This is a genomic window from Dyadobacter sp. BHUBP1, assembly GCF_050587785.1.
Lineage (GTDB): Bacteria > Bacteroidota > Bacteroidia > Cytophagales > Spirosomataceae > Dyadobacter.
In genome coordinates this window covers 96,191-110,036 of record NZ_JBOBIH010000005.1, presented here as the reverse complement: position 1 = coordinate 110,036, position 13,846 = coordinate 96,191, and the positions used below count along the sequence as shown (strand labels likewise).

Genomic DNA, 13,846 nt, shown 5'->3' with positions numbered 1-13,846 from the left:
CCAAAGCCAGTTGGCATGTTTTTTGATCCCCAAGCTCCCATCAGTTAAGGAGAAAACCCAACAGACATGGAAATTCGTCATCATCAACAAACAGAATTACAGCGAGGCCGATATATCGTATATTTCCTGCTGGCAGCAGTGGCTGCGGGCATTGCCATTTACTTCTATGCACCGAAACCGGTGAACAAGGCCGCGAATGAGAACATGTTGCTCTTCCTTCAAAACGCGATCGGCGACATTGACCTGAAACTCAAAGACGAATGGAACAATACCGACCTCGCGACGCGGCTTTCATGGCACAAGTCGAACACGGCTTTATACAACGAAGCCAAAACCAACACCGACAAAAAGATTACGGCGCAACGCGAGATCCTGAAAAAGAAAATGGCGCAAGTACAGCAACGCGACTTCCCAGAGCTACGCACGGCCTATGTGGAATCGAAGAAGGAAGCGCTGGAAGAGCAGCACGTAGGGATTGGCCTGGCTGGGAAAAATCAGGAAATACTCACATTCGAAGGCCAAATGTTCAAGCCGCAGCAAGTACAGGAGGATTTTATGAAGAATATTTATGGAGTCGTGAATGACCTGCGGTTTAAGAAAATTGTATACAAATGGTCGGATGCACCCGATGGCTACCGTAATTACGAGATCAAGTCGAAGGCGGATTCGGAGATTTGACGGCTCCTCCAAACTCGCTGCGGTAAATTTTGATCAGCAATAGCAGATAGCTGATCAGTAAAGGACCAAAGATAAACCCCCAGAAACCGAACAGTTTCAAACCGGCGATCAGGCCAAGGATCGTGATAACCGGATGCACATCGCCTACCTTTTGTAAAAAAGTAATGCGGGCTACGTAATCAATGTTGCCAATGATGGTCGCGCTGTATATGGCCAGACCGATCGCCTTTCCGGTTTCGCCTTTAGAGAAGAGGAATATCACCAACGGCAGCCATATCATAGCGGTCCCTATCACCGGAAAGAATGCGAATAAGCCGGTGATCAGCCCCAGCAACACAAAGTCCTCGATCCCGACGATCCAATACCCCAACAGTGCTACCAACCCCTGGATAAGCGAAATGAGTGGAATACCTAGTGCATTGGCACGCACCATACCGCAGGTTTCGTCGGCCAGGGATTGGATATTCTTATGCTTGAGCGGGATGAAATGTTCCAGCGTTTCTTCCATAAACCGGCCATTTTTGAACATAAAATAAGACAGGAATAGGATCATCAGCAGATTACCGAGCATGGTTGCGGAACTGTTCAGTATCCCAGGGATAAAACCCGCTGCTCTTTTACGGATATCCGCCGTCGCTTCCTTCGTAAGCAAATCTTGTCCGGTCCATTCACGAAGCTGCGCAGAAATCGCGTCAATCGCGTGGTTCACCTGTTCGGGATTCTCCGCAATCATATTAATCTTTTGAAATATCATCTGGCCCGCGAAATATACGGGTGCCACAATGCAGGCCATAAACAGCACCATAAACAGCACCGCCGTGAGGCCCTTCTTCCACTTTCGCTGTTCGGTAAGATGAAAATAGTACCTCCGGCAAAGGATATAAATGGTGAGTGCCCCCAGAAAACCAGGGAAGAAAATATAAAGCTGCTTAAAAATAATTACCGCCAATGCGGTGACAATCAGCAGGAAGGATATTTGACGAATGCGATTGTTGAAATCAGAAACCATTAAATGCCAATTTGGGTCAATATACGTAATGCAATTATTATACCAATATCGCCGGAATCGGCAAAAGAAAAGCGCAGGACAAGTCGTTATCCTGCGCTTTTGCTGTATATCTGAATGGCCTACGCCGCCGATTGATCATCTACCTCTGCCTCAGGCGCATTTTTTTTCACGGATTCGATCCCGTTGTCACGGCTTGCAACGCTTTCGTACATTTCACTGCTTCCGATTGCCTGACCATTGGTCGCTTTTAAAAGGAAATAGAATTTGTCATTTTTCGAAGTAAGACGTTCGAAACGTGCGTCGTCCTGCGAATTCTTTTTCACCGATTCGATCCCGTTCTCGCAAGCCGCTTTGGTAGTATAACCCTCGCTTGCCAGGATCACCTGACCGTTTCCGGCTTTCAGGTTAAATTGAAATTCTCCGTTAGCTCTTTTTGTAATTACGAATTTTCCCATATTTGAAAAGATTGGATTAGGCTTTCAAAGTACGATTATCTTTTGTTAATGCAATAGTATACGTCAGGTAAAATACGCTATACGTTTCTCAACCCGGCGCGGATCACCCTCGCAACCTGCCTGCGGTAGGGCGCGCTCACCGGTAGGATGTGTGTGGCAACCTCGACAGTGTGTTCGGTAAACGCCGTTATTTTGTTAATCGCCACGATCAGTGAGCGATGTACCCTCATAAATCCCCTTCCGGCAAACCGTTCTTCGATCGCCGTCAGCCCCTGATAAACAATCATCTCTTTTTCAGTCGTTTTGATCTTCGTGTACTTCTTCACCCCTTCGACGTAAAGCACTTCATTAACATATACCTTCACTGCCGACCTGCCCGAAAAGAGGTAAATGAACGGGCCCCGATCCGGCGCGGACCGCTTACGCCTGGTGGATGAATTCCGTTTCATAACCGGCGGTGGAACTGCCGCGAAGTAGCAGTCAATGCTTGCCAGGAAACTTTCGAAAGTAATAGGCTTCACCAGGCAATCGAGTATATAGTCGTCGTCGCTACGCCGCCATCGCTTTTTTTTCTCAGACAGGAAAATGACCCTGGGTCGGCAGGGCAACAGTTTCAAAAATGCTTCTCCCGTCACTTTGGGGAGCATAATGTCCAGGAAAAGGAGGTCGATCTTATTCTGCTGAAGATACATCAGCCCGTCGATCGCGTGGTAAAATGTTCCCACATGTTCCAGGGAATCCACCTCGCCGATGTAGGATTCGAGAACGCTCGAAGCATACGGCTCGTCGATGATCAAACATTTGATTCTGCTCATAAAAAAATCCGGTGAAATAACTGTACTCCAAAAGACTAACCCACAGGGGCGGCATACAAGCTACCAAAGGCGAGTCCGACAGATTAGCCGGCTGGTTAATGAGAAGAAACGAATTGAGTAGGATGGCGCTCAATTTCCAAATAATTCGGGAAAACTCCAACGCCATCCCCGCGGTGCTGCAAATTAGTGTGATCAGATGCTTTTCAAATACATCCGCAGCGCCCGCATTTCGGTATCCGAAAACGCGGCGGTCATCTGCCAGGGCATCGGGGCTTTCAGCTCAGTGCCGTCAGGCCGTCTGCCCGTGCGAAGCGTCCGGAAAAACTGCTCGTCAGTCCAGCGGGCACTTTTCCCGGTTGAAGATATATCGGGAGTACCACCTTCTCCCGCTGTGCCTTTCATATCGGATTTATGGCAACCGGTACAAATTTGTGACACATATTTACCGAAGTCGGCGGTAACTCCTTCACGTATCACCAGCGGAGGTGCTGCATTGTGATCGATTTTCTCCGCTTCGAACAGTTCCAGCTCTCCAAGATCGGCCAGGATCGTCGCCCCGACACCGATTTCGCTGGGCGGGTTCACGCGGTCGACGGGCGGAACCTGTGCGCAATAAGCAATCACCGCTTTCAGATCCGTTTCACTGAGCTTATTAAAGCCAGCCGATGGCATATAAATAAGCGGCGTACCGTCTTGCTGCACGCCGTGACGGATCGCCCTTACCCAGTCGTCGGTGTCGTAGTCTTTGGATATGCCCCCTTTCCCCTTGGTAAGGTTCCGGGCGACCAGCCGCCCTACGCCATCTTGCTCGAAGAGGACACGGCCCCCCAGGTCTTTGCCGTGGCAGTCATGACAGCCTTTGGTAGTAACAAGGCGCCGTCCCTGGGCGATGGTGGTGGAATCAGTCGGGATGTCGAGTTTGACAGGCTTTATCGGGTAAACTTTGCTTTTCCGGTTACTGATTGCGATGTAGGCTTTGGTGTAGTAACCGAGTGCAAGCAGCACGATGACCAGCAGCGTGCGACCGGTCCATTTCAGGATTTTTTTTAACATGGCTTTTGGAAATAACAGTTTGAAAAACTGCCGGCAAGGCCGACGTTGCAAAAATGCCCCGCCGGCTAGCGATTCCCATTGTTAAATCCTTTGAAGCGTCATTATCGTTGCATGAATTGGGTAATGCTATTTACCAAGCCACTTCTTGAAATCCATCGCTTTCTCTCGACTGATAATCACCTCACTTTCAGGGGCAGGCGTGAGGGCGAGCTTGATTTTATTGTTGAAATACGGGTTGATTTGCTGCACGCAATGCACACTAATGATAAACTGGCGGTTAGCGCGGAAAAAGCAGTCCGGGTCGAGCATTTTTTCAAGCTCGTCGAGTGTGTAATCGACCGGGTATTTCTGGTTATTCTTTGACTTGAAAAGACTTGTCCCCTCTTCTGAATAGAAATAGGCGATGTCGCTTACTTCCACGGGCACCCATTGCTGCAAATGCTTTACCAGAAAACGCTTCCGGTATTCCGACGGCTGCATTTGCTGGCGCAGCTGCTTGACAAGCGAATCGATCGCATCGCGGTCTACATTGGCTGAGTTTTTGGAAACATCGCTCTCAGCGCCCTTTGTAAGTCGATTGTATTTCGCCAGACTTGCTTCCAGCTCCTGCCGTTTGATCGGTTTGAGCAGGTAATCGATACTGTTGACTTTGAATGCCCTGAGCGCATATTCGTCATAGGAAGTGGTGAATATCACCGGTGATTCCACCTTCACCTGGTCGAAGATCTCGAAGCTTTGGCCATCGGCGAGTTCGATATCCATCAAAATAAGATCGGGAGCTTCATTTTCTTTCAGGAAATCCACTGATTCCTGCACGCTGGCAGCCTTGCCGACGATTTCTATATTACTATCAATTTCAGTCAGTAGTTTGGAGAGTTTTCTCACAGCCAGATCCTCGTCTTCAATCAATAATACCTTCATAAATTGGTTTTGCAGTTCGTGTTTTAGGATCAAAAGTTAGGCCAAGATAACCAATTCCTGAAACCTCTGGGAAACGGAAACACATAAACGTCCTATGAAGCGGCATTTAAGGGCTATGAAACGTCACTACCCCGACCGGCACCAGTAAAATACCAGTCTGAACCGACATTTACGCCGATCAAGCACTCCATACGCCGCCTTGTACGCTTCATCCCCTGCTTGTCCCGTTTGACGCATAATACCCGCGGCATTGACCATGAAGCCATTCTAATTTTGACTCAATCAAATGCAAATCTGTTAGCCATGAAAATGAAACTCTACACTTACATTACCCTGTTTTCCCTGCTCGCCATCACGACCTCCGCTTGTAAAGACGACGACAAAAAAGACGTTACGCCGGAACCTGTCAAAATCACTTTCACCGACAAAAAATGGAAGACCGAAACCTGGGACCTGGTCAAGCCGCTTGACCTCGACGAGGACGGCGACAAGGAAACCGATCTCACGCAGTTGCTCATCGAATGCGACCTTGACGGTTTCATTGTATTTCAAAAAGACGGCAAGTTGATCGCCAATACCGGCAACAAACGATGCAATGCAGCTGAGGAACAGGAAAGCTACTCCGCCGACTGGACCTATGATGAAAGAGCGAAGATCATCAAAATGAAAAGCGTGCCCGGCGGCCTGGAAAAAGACGATTGGGAAGTTCTTGAACTCACCGAGACAACTTTGAAAGTACGCTTCAACCTGCTTCCCGAAGACGGAGCGTCGGGAGCAATCAAGAGCGTGATGATTTTGAAAAAGATGTGACCGTCATACCGACACCAGCAGGGGGAGGCTCACCGAAAAGCGTTGCGGGTCTTCATCGATATTGATCTCCCCCTGCCCCAACAAACTGTATTTTGAAGCAATATTGGCCAGCCCGATCCGGCTGGATGGGATTGTAACCGAGCGCTTTTGAAGGTTGTTTGAGACGACAAGCCTGCCGTCAATCGTCGTATTCAGCCGGATATACAGCGGTTGCTGCGGCATGATCACATTGTGTTTCACCACGTTTTCCATCAGCAGTTGTAATGTGAGCGGCGGCAGCATATGGTTGCGGTAGGCTGGGTCGATTTCTTCCTCCAACCGCAGATTACTGCCGTAGCGCGTGCTGAGCAGGTGAAAATAAGAGCCCGCAAAGTTGAGTTCGGATTCTAAAGTAGTGAGTTCCGATTCATTACTCCGCAGCAGATACCGGTAAACGTTACTCATTTCATCGATAAACTGTGTGGCGAGTTCAGCATCCTCCTCGATCAGCGAAGACAGCGAGTTGAGGCAATTAAACAGGAAATGCGGATTGATCTGCTGTTTCAAGCTCTCGAACTGGCTTTGGAGATTTGCCTTGCGCAGTTTCTCGGTTTCAAGCAGCTTTTGTTGCCACAGCTCGAACGCATACACGCCCTCGTGTATGCAGGTGACCACGATATTCATGAGCGCGCCCAATGCAAGTGCCCATTCGAAGCTGGTGAGGTCGTAAACATAGCCCTCAAAGCCGGCCGCTTTATAGAGAAAGAACAACCCGCTGATGATGGCCAGGTTACAAACGATGTGTGCCGGAATCATGAGCAACATCCTTTTGGGCGTCTGCTTGAAATGCGAAAATTGCCTGCGGAACCAGTATCCAATACGGGCGTGGACCAATTGGTAGGCAAGCCCGAAAACGACGGTAGAGAAGATTGTTGCCTTTGCAAATACAGAAACGTCCGAAAAATAAATTCCCCCAACCAGCAAGTAATTCATCAGTACGATGTAAGCAGGAAGCAGCGCCAGGGCGATCCATATATCCTGTTTGGTATAACTGACCAGTAGCTTCACGTCGTTTCGAATTGGTTACGGGTTGTTCCTACGGGTATTCTTACGGTAAATGTCTCCCCATCGTCGAAAAGCATCGGCTCTTCGAGGTTCAGGTCGCGGAACCGGGAAATCAGCATTTCGAGCCCCTCCCGGGCTGCATTCACGTGCTTCGGTTGGATCGAATTCCGGACTTCAAGCTGCCTGCCCTGCGTAGTAATCGCTAGTTTCAGCGGTTTTTGCTTCATTACTACATTATTCCGGATCGCATTGTCGACGAGCGTCTGCAATGTAAGCATCGGTACCATGTAATGTGAGCAGCTTTCATCGATATCCATTTCCACCTCAATAGCGGAGCCGTAACGGGTGCTCGTCAGGAACAGGTAGGAGTGGATAAACTCACTCTCGCTTTTGACCGACGCCAGCCCGTTCTCGCTCGTGTGGAGCAAATACCGGTATACGCTCGAAAGTTCGTCCAGAAACGCGCCCGCCTGCACCTGGTCTTCTTCAACCAATGCAGAAAGGGAATTAAGGCTATTGAACAAGAAATGCGGGTTAACCTGATTTTTAAGGTTATCAAACTGATTCTGGAGTGCCTTTTTCTTGATAGCCTCTTCTTCCTGCAATGCTATGCCATATTGGTTCAGAGAGTAGATCAACTCATAAATAGCGCCTACCGCGAAGAGCGTCACCACGCAAATGGTGATGTAAATGCTGTATTCCTTTATGGTAAAAACTTCCCAGTCCCAGTGGGCAAAATACATAAGCAGAAAAAAGAATATCTGGCTTAGTACCTCGATCACCAGATAGCCCGAAAAAGTGCCGAGGATCCGTTGCCGGGTTTGGGTAATGTCAGGATATCGGGCGCGCCACTTCTCGCTCCATTGCGCCATGAGTTGCCAGGTAATGAGCGTACACCCAAGCCATGCCAGCGTAATGGTGAGACTTTTCCAGTGGCTTCCGATAAATTTCTGTACAAGAAAAAGGTTCAGCAGCATTGTCCAGACGAGGATTACGAGTGGACGGAACCATTTCCATTGTGAAGGATTTTTCAACTTATTACTGACAGATTAGGGTACGGGCCGCGATTTGCATTCCCAAATATAAAACTAAACCGGCCGGAACGATTTATCAAATACTTTCTCTCACATTTTGCCTGCCACAAAATCATAACTTTTTGAGCCTCAATACAAAAATTAGTATATTTATAACCGCCGCCACTTCGCAGTTCGATCGCGGAAGCTCCGGTCTTTACGCATTCCTACGCTTTGCTACACCACAATCATCTGAAATTCGGTCCGTGCGGACCAGTAGGTTTTCTTGTTTTCTATTTAAACCCCTTCTCAGATGGAAACAAACAGTTCCTCTAAAACAATCCCCCATTTCAGGGGCAGGGTTATTACCCCCGGTGACGCCGATTACGATACCGCCAGAAAAGTCCATAATGGCATGGTGGATAAATGTCCCGAGTTCATTGTGCGTTGCGCGGATGAAACAGATGTGGTGCAAGCCGTTCGGTTTGCACGCGAAAATGATCTGCTCGTGGCCGTGCGAGGCGGAGGCCATAATGGGGCCGGCCTCGGCGTATGTGACCATGGGTTAGTTATCGACCTGTCGGCGATGCGCAATGTGACGGTAGATCCGGTAGCCCGTACGATACGGGCACAAGGCGGCTGCCTGCTCGGGGATCTGGATAAGGCCGGTCACCCTTACGGATTGGCCGTACCTACGGGAATCAATGCAACTACCGGCATCGGAGGGCTTACGCTCGGAGGGGGTTTGGGACATTTGACACGCTTCGGCGGCCTGACCATCGACAACCTGCTTGAAGCGGAAGTGGTGTTGGCCAATGGGACGAGAGTAAAGGCATCGCCTACCGACAACTCCGATCTATTTTGGGCTATCCGCGGCGGCGGAGGCAATTTCGGGGTGGTAACGTCCTTTCTTTTCCGGGCGCATGAGGTGCATACCGTGTACGGCGGACCGATGTTCTGGGATATCAATGACGCCAAGGCGATGATGGAATGGTACCAGGATTTTATCAAGAAAGCACCCGATAGTATTAGCGGATTCTTCAATTTTCACAAAATACCACCTGCACCTATATTTCCCGAGCAATATCACCTGCAACTGATGTGCGGTATCGTGTGGTGCTGCATCGACGAGGAGGAAGCATTGGAAGTTTTCGAAATGGTGCGCAAATTCCGCAAGCCGCTGATCGACGCCGTAGGGCCGCTGCCTGTTCCGGCATTGCAAACGATGTTCGACGAGCTTTTCGCACCCGGATACTACTGGTACTGGAAAGGCGATTTTGTGAAGCACCTGAGTCCCGAAGTAATGGATGTACATATCAAACATGCGCACAAAATCCCTAATTTTTTCTCGGGAATGCACCTGTACCCTATCAACGGCGCTGCCGCCAGGGTCAGTAACGATGCCACCGCCTGGAATTACCGCGATGCCACCTGGTCGATGGTGATCGTCGGCATTTCGCCCGACCATTCCGAAAAAGACCTGGTTACCAGCTTTGCGCGCGACTATTGGCAGGAGCTTCACCCACACGGCGCCGGCGGTGCCTACGTCAATTTTATGATGGATGAAGGTTCCGATCGCGTACAGGCAACTTACGGAAGCAACTATGAAAGGCTAAGGCAAGTCAAAGCCAAATATGACCCGGATAATCTGTTTCGGGTAAACCAGAATATCAAACCCGCGTAAAAAAAACAGGCAGGCCGTTACGGACCTGCCTGTTTTTTAGAATAACACCCCTTCATCATCCGATTTGGCGGGAGGTGTATATACATCCTCTGAAACCTGGGTAGAATCGGTGGCGCATTCACCGGTATATCCTTCGGGTCTCGGGAAAGGACCTTTGCGGTACTGAATGAGCGTCTGATCGTTGTAAACCTTTTGCATGAACGCGCCCCACGCGGGCATTGCTACGCGCCCGCCCTGTCCGAGTGCAAGGCTGCGGTAGTGAATGCTGCGGTCCTCGCCCCCAACCCAGACGCCGGCTACGAGGTTATGCGTCATACCCATAAACCAGCCGTCGGAATGATTCTGCGATGTGCCGGTTTTTGCAGCTATTTCATTGCCGTCGGTAACGCCGTATTGCCGCAAACGACCGGCGGTACCGCCCGGGTCTTCCACTGCGCCGCGCATGAGGTACAGCATATTATAGGCCATATTTTCACTGAGTTCCTGGCTTTGCTGCTCGTGGAATTCAGCCAGGAGCTTGCCGTGGCGGTCCTCAATGCGCAGGATCGTCATCGGCATCACCTTATAGCCTCCGTTCGCAAACGACGAATAGGCCGACACCATTTCGTACACCGACACGTCGCCGGTTCCGAGGCAAAGGGCCGGGGTGGCCGGCAGCTCGCTGGTGATCCCCAGCTTGTGCGCATAATCGACTACCGTATTGGCTTTCACCATTTTCATAATATTGGCCGTCACCGAGTTTACCGATTTCCCCAACGCCTGACGAAGCGAAAGCGGCTGCTCGGAATACACGCCGTTCGAGTTTTTCGGCGTATAGTCTTCGTTCACATCGTCGATTCCCGCCTGGAATGTAACAGGCGAATCCATGATCTTTTCGCAAGGGGTAATGAAGTTTTTATCCAGACCAGCCGTATACACAAACGGCTTGAATGTCGATCCGGGTTGGCGTTTGCCCTGCTTCACATGGTCGTACTGAAAATATTTGAAATTAATCCCTCCTACCCACGCCTTCACGTGCCCGTTGCGCGGATCCATAGCCATCATGCCTGCCCGCAGGAAGCGTTTATAGTATTTGATGGAGTCGATAGGACTCATGGTCATTTCCTTTTCACCATCCCACGAGAATACTTTCATTTTATAGGGCTTGTTCATCACCTTCCACGCCTCTTCTTCGCCCAGCTTGTTTTTTAAGACATTGAAATAGGGCAGGCGGCGCACGGCGGTGTTGATGAAACCCGGGATTTCCTTTCCGTTCTCATCAATCCATGGATTGCGGCCCTTCCAGTGGTCGTTGAATATCTTTTGCTGCTCCTGCATGTGGTGCGTGAGCGCTTCCTCCATGTATCCCTGCATGCGCGAGTCGATGGTCGTGTAAATCCGCAGGCCGCTCGTGTAGAGGTTCAGATCGGTACCATTTTCCTCGTTGTACATTTTCACCCATGCTTTCAGGTAGCCGCGCATCGACTCCCAGAAGTACGGAGCCGGACCGTTCGCGTGCGTTTCCATCGCGAATTCCAGCCCGAGCGGCTTCGCGCTGAGCACCTTGAAATCGTCGTCCGTAATATCGTCGTATTTCCGCATTTGCGCGAGTACGGTATTACGACGGTTGAGCGCATTCTGCGGGAAGCGAACCGGATTATAGATGGTAGGATTTTGAAGCATTCCCACCAGCAGCGCCGATTCCGGAATATCGAGCTCGGAAACGTCCTTGTTGAAATAGGTTTTAGCAGCGACTTTGATACCAAATGCATTGTTCCCGAACGATACCGTGTTCAGGTACATCTGCATAATCTCCTGCTTGGTATACTTGCGTTCGAGGACAATCGAAAGTATCCACTCCTTCGTTTTGGCGATCACGATCCGCACACCGGGGATTTTACTTAATGTCCCTTCAAACTCTTCGGAACGCGTATTGAACAGGTTTTTCGCGACTTGCTGCGTAAGCGTACTGCCACCACCGGAGCTGGAATTACCCGTGAGGATGCCTTTCGCAACCCGTAAAAGACTCCGCGGATCGATACCCGAATGGCTGATGAAGCGGGTGTCCTCCGTCGCCAGCAATGCGTTGATCAGGTTGGGAGAAATTTCGGATATCTCTACCGGTGAACGGTTCTCGATCAGGTATTTACCGAGCGACTTTCCATCCAGCGAAATCAGCTCGGAGGCGATCTCGCTTTTAGGGTTTTCCAACGCCTTCAAATCCGGCATTCCGCCGAAAAGCCAGAAGAAATTGTAGTTGACAGCGGCAATGTAAAGTATCAGCAGCGCCAGCCCGATGCCGAAGGCACGCCAAAGTAAAAGAATGCGACGCCGGTATTTCCCGGGTTTGAATTGAATCATGTATTTTCCAGAGTAACGTCCAATAAATCGACCAAATAAACGAATTTGGTTTACAAATCAGCTATTAGAACGTCGCTGGGGCGGTATTTAATATTACGCCACCCCGGCCTGTCCTGGAAATTCCACCCGCTTTTTATATTCATTCGGACTGAAACCGGTTTCCTTCTTGAATAACCTCGAAAAATAAGGCGGGTTCTCAAAACCCAGAAGATAAGCGGTTTCTGCCACGGTTTTGTCGGTGCTGAGCAGCATATTTTTCGCTTCGGACACGAGGAAAATATGGATCAGTTCAATGGCGGTTTTACCGGTCTCCTGTTTCAGCAAATCGCTCAGGTAGCGTGGCGAAGTATTGAGCATATCGGCCATCAGTTTGACGGAGGGCAATCCTTTCTCCTGGAAGTTCCCATCTTCAAAATAGGCGGCCAGGCTTGCATTGAAACGCGAAACGGTGGTGCCCGAAAGCTGCGTGCGGTTGATAAACTGGCGCTTATAAAAACGCTGCGAATATTTCAGCATCGAATCCAGGTGGGTGAGCATAATGTCGCGGCTGTACTCATCGGTGTTATTGAAATACTCGCTTTGAATGCGGCTGAAAAGGTCCCAGATGATCTGCTCCTCCCGCTCCGACAAATGCAATGCTTCATTGGCTTCATAATCGAAAAAACCATATTTACGAATCTCCGAGTGCAGCGGATGACCGTTGAGGAAATCTTCATGCACATAAAGAATAAAGCCTTTTTCTTCCAGCTCGATATTATTCATTTCGATTACCTGCCGCGGCTTCGAGAAAAGCATCGATCCGTTTTCATGGTCGTATTTCGTACGTCCGTAGAGGATATGCCCGGCTTTGATCTTTTTGAATGCGATCATGTAAAAGTCCGTCGTAAACTCCCGCCAGCCCAGCGTACAACTTCTCAGCTCGTCGCAGGTAAACATGCTGATCATGGGATGCTCCGGAGCAGGCATATTGCTGGCGCGATGGAGCTCGCTGATGCTTTTATAATGGTCCATGGTTTTTAAAACGGTTAAATCTGCACCCGCATAAGGTGCAGATTTGATGAGTTTAATCAAATTTAACTAAAATCAGGCGGTTACCTGGCCGCCGTGCGCGGCGTCAGCTACCTCTTTCCATTCTTCCCAGGTTGCAAGGCGTTCGGCGTATACCTGGTTCAACCATGGAAACCCAACTTTACCGAGGAAGATTCGCAATGGCGGATTTTCTTCGTCGACTATTTTCAGGATCGCCTCCGGTGTAGCCTGCGGATCGCCGATGGTATCGGGTGTCAACCCGGCGTAAAGCGCTTCTTTGATGCCGTCGTACAATGCGATCGGCTCGCTGTGGGAAGCAGAAGCACCTCCCCAATCGGTCGAGAAGCCGTTGGGTTCCACGATCGTCACTTTAATCCCGAAGTCTTTCACTTCCGAGGCCAGCGTTTCGCTCAGTCCTTCCACCGCCCATTTCGAAGCGTTGTAAAGGCCCAGCACCGGTAGCGTAGCCACGCCCAGCACGCTGGAAACCTGGATAATATGACCGCCACCCTGCGCCCGCATCACGGGAATGGCTGCTTGCGTCACCCACAGCAAACCAAAAACGTTGGTTTCAATCTGGTCGCGGGCTTCTTTTTCGCTGGTTTCTTCAATGGCTCCGAACAAGCCGTAACCTGCGTTGTTGATCACCACGTCGACGCTGCCGAAATGCTGATTAGCCTGCTCGATCGCGGCGAAACTCGCCGCCCGGTCGTTTACGTCCAGCTGAATGGTTAAAAGCGTTTCGGGATATTGCGCTGCGAGGTCTTTCAGCGTTTCGGTATTGCGGGCGGTAGCCGCTACTTTGTCCCCTCTTTTCAAAAAAGCCTCGGCCCATATACGGCCGAATCCTTTGGAAGCGCCGGTGATAAAAATTGTTTTTGACATGATTGACAATTGTTTTGGTGTTTTGATGCTACAAATTTACCGGGTCGCTTCCGCCGGCGACTTATACAAAAATCCGGAAATGTGATACACTTTTACGTGCCCCTGCCGAC

At 49.9% G+C, this 13,846-nt stretch carries 13 protein-coding genes; 3 read left to right on the top strand and 10 right to left on the bottom strand.

Annotation, left to right across the window (positions count from 1 at the left end; genetic code table 11):
• The first annotated feature begins 66 nt into the window (after positions 1-66).
• Complete coding sequence (locus ACQ4MZ_RS20380; protein WP_430847913.1) at positions 67-678, top strand: hypothetical protein; 612 nt, start codon at positions 67-69, stop codon at positions 676-678.
• On the opposite strand, the gene ACQ4MZ_RS20375 is transcribed toward ACQ4MZ_RS20380, so the two are convergent.
• The 5 genes from ACQ4MZ_RS20375 to ACQ4MZ_RS20355 all read right to left on the bottom strand — a co-directional run bounded on the left by ACQ4MZ_RS20375 (position 650) and on the right by ACQ4MZ_RS20355 (position 4,931).
• A complete protein-coding gene (locus tag ACQ4MZ_RS20375) occupies positions 650-1,687 on the bottom strand; it encodes an AI-2E family transporter (protein ID WP_430847911.1) in 1,038 nt (345 codons plus the stop codon). The genes ACQ4MZ_RS20380 and ACQ4MZ_RS20375 overlap by 29 nt on opposite strands.
• Before the next feature lie 119 nt (positions 1,688-1,806).
• Complete coding sequence (locus tag ACQ4MZ_RS20370; protein ID WP_106598971.1) at positions 1,807-2,142, bottom strand: YegP family protein; 336 nt, start codon at positions 2,140-2,142, stop codon at positions 1,807-1,809.
• 77 nt (positions 2,143-2,219) lie between these two features.
• Positions 2,220-2,957, bottom strand: coding sequence for a LytR/AlgR family response regulator transcription factor (locus ACQ4MZ_RS20365; protein WP_430847908.1), 738 nt, complete (start codon positions 2,955-2,957; stop codon positions 2,220-2,222).
• A 192-nt stretch (positions 2,958-3,149) separates the two neighbouring features.
• Positions 3,150-4,010, bottom strand: a complete 861-nt coding sequence (locus ACQ4MZ_RS20360; RefSeq protein ID WP_430847906.1) for a c-type cytochrome — start codon at positions 4,008-4,010, stop codon at positions 3,150-3,152.
• Between the two features lie 126 nt (positions 4,011-4,136).
• Positions 4,137-4,931 (bottom strand): LytR/AlgR family response regulator transcription factor, encoded by a 795-nt coding sequence (locus tag ACQ4MZ_RS20355; protein WP_430847904.1) that lies wholly within the window; start codon positions 4,929-4,931, stop codon positions 4,137-4,139.
• Between the two features lie 303 nt (positions 4,932-5,234).
• Here ACQ4MZ_RS20355 and ACQ4MZ_RS20350 point away from each other — a divergent pair, with 303 nt between their 5' ends.
• A complete protein-coding gene (locus tag ACQ4MZ_RS20350) occupies positions 5,235-5,741 on the top strand; it encodes a hypothetical protein (RefSeq protein WP_430847902.1) in 507 nt (168 codons plus the stop codon).
• 3 nt (positions 5,742-5,744) lie between these two features.
• Here ACQ4MZ_RS20350 and ACQ4MZ_RS20345 read toward each other — a convergent pair whose 3' ends face one another.
• Together ACQ4MZ_RS20345 and ACQ4MZ_RS20340 are read right to left on the bottom strand one after the other, a co-directional pair.
• Positions 5,745-6,788: a sensor histidine kinase gene (locus tag ACQ4MZ_RS20345; protein ID WP_430847900.1), complete on the bottom strand. Its 1,044-nt coding sequence runs from the start codon at positions 6,786-6,788 to the stop codon at positions 5,745-5,747.
• Entirely contained in the window at positions 6,785-7,819 is a 1,035-nt protein-coding gene (locus ACQ4MZ_RS20340; RefSeq protein ID WP_430847898.1) for a sensor histidine kinase, read from the bottom strand. Before ACQ4MZ_RS20340 ends, ACQ4MZ_RS20345 begins: the two co-directional genes overlap by 4 nt.
• Before the next feature lie 292 nt (positions 7,820-8,111).
• Between ACQ4MZ_RS20340 and ACQ4MZ_RS20335 the strand changes: the two genes are divergently transcribed.
• Positions 8,112-9,482 carry an FAD-binding oxidoreductase gene (locus ACQ4MZ_RS20335; protein ID WP_430847896.1) on the top strand — a complete coding sequence of 457 codons (1,371 nt, stop codon included), beginning with the start codon at positions 8,112-8,114 and terminating at the stop codon, positions 9,480-9,482.
• Between the two features lie 36 nt (positions 9,483-9,518).
• Here ACQ4MZ_RS20335 and ACQ4MZ_RS20330 read toward each other — a convergent pair whose 3' ends face one another.
• The 3 genes from ACQ4MZ_RS20330 to ACQ4MZ_RS20320 all read right to left on the bottom strand — a co-directional run bounded on the left by ACQ4MZ_RS20330 (position 9,519) and on the right by ACQ4MZ_RS20320 (position 13,736).
• Positions 9,519-11,822, bottom strand: a complete 2,304-nt coding sequence (locus tag ACQ4MZ_RS20330; RefSeq protein WP_430847894.1) for a penicillin-binding protein 1A — start codon at positions 11,820-11,822, stop codon at positions 9,519-9,521.
• Positions 11,823-11,915: 93 nt separating this feature from the next.
• Positions 11,916-12,833: a helix-turn-helix domain-containing protein gene (locus tag ACQ4MZ_RS20325; protein ID WP_430847892.1), complete on the bottom strand. Its 918-nt coding sequence runs from the start codon at positions 12,831-12,833 to the stop codon at positions 11,916-11,918.
• 72 nt (positions 12,834-12,905) lie between these two features.
• The gene (locus ACQ4MZ_RS20320; protein ID WP_430847890.1) at positions 12,906-13,736 is read right to left on the bottom strand and encodes an SDR family oxidoreductase; all 831 of its coding nucleotides are present in this window, start codon (positions 13,734-13,736) and stop codon (positions 12,906-12,908) included.
• Positions 13,737-13,846 lie beyond the last annotated feature (110 nt).

What these genes read in the sequence shown, in the direction of transcription:
- ACQ4MZ_RS20380 (WP_430847913.1), top strand. Translation starts at nt 67, where the DNA reads ATGGAAATTCGTCATCATCAACAAACAGAATTACAGCGAGGCCGATAT.
- ACQ4MZ_RS20375 (WP_430847911.1), bottom strand. Translation starts at nt 1,687, where the DNA reads ATGGTTTCTGATTTCAACAATCGCATTCGTCAAATATCCTTCCTGCTG.
- ACQ4MZ_RS20370 (WP_106598971.1), bottom strand. Translation starts at nt 2,142, where the DNA reads ATGGGAAAATTCGTAATTACAAAAAGAGCTAACGGAGAATTTCAATTT.
- ACQ4MZ_RS20365 (WP_430847908.1), bottom strand. Translation starts at nt 2,957, where the DNA reads ATGAGCAGAATCAAATGTTTGATCATCGACGAGCCGTATGCTTCGAGC.
- ACQ4MZ_RS20360 (WP_430847906.1), bottom strand. Translation starts at nt 4,010, where the DNA reads ATGTTAAAAAAAATCCTGAAATGGACCGGTCGCACGCTGCTGGTCATC.
- ACQ4MZ_RS20355 (WP_430847904.1), bottom strand. Translation starts at nt 4,931, where the DNA reads ATGAAGGTATTATTGATTGAAGACGAGGATCTGGCTGTGAGAAAACTC.
- ACQ4MZ_RS20350 (WP_430847902.1), top strand. Translation starts at nt 5,235, where the DNA reads ATGAAAATGAAACTCTACACTTACATTACCCTGTTTTCCCTGCTCGCC.
- ACQ4MZ_RS20335 (WP_430847896.1), top strand. Translation starts at nt 8,112, where the DNA reads ATGGAAACAAACAGTTCCTCTAAAACAATCCCCCATTTCAGGGGCAGG.
- ACQ4MZ_RS20330 (WP_430847894.1), bottom strand. Translation starts at nt 11,822, where the DNA reads ATGATTCAATTCAAACCCGGGAAATACCGGCGTCGCATTCTTTTACTT.
- ACQ4MZ_RS20325 (WP_430847892.1), bottom strand. Translation starts at nt 12,833, where the DNA reads ATGGACCATTATAAAAGCATCAGCGAGCTCCATCGCGCCAGCAATATG.
- ACQ4MZ_RS20320 (WP_430847890.1), bottom strand. Translation starts at nt 13,736, where the DNA reads ATGTCAAAAACAATTTTTATCACCGGCGCTTCCAAAGGATTCGGCCGT.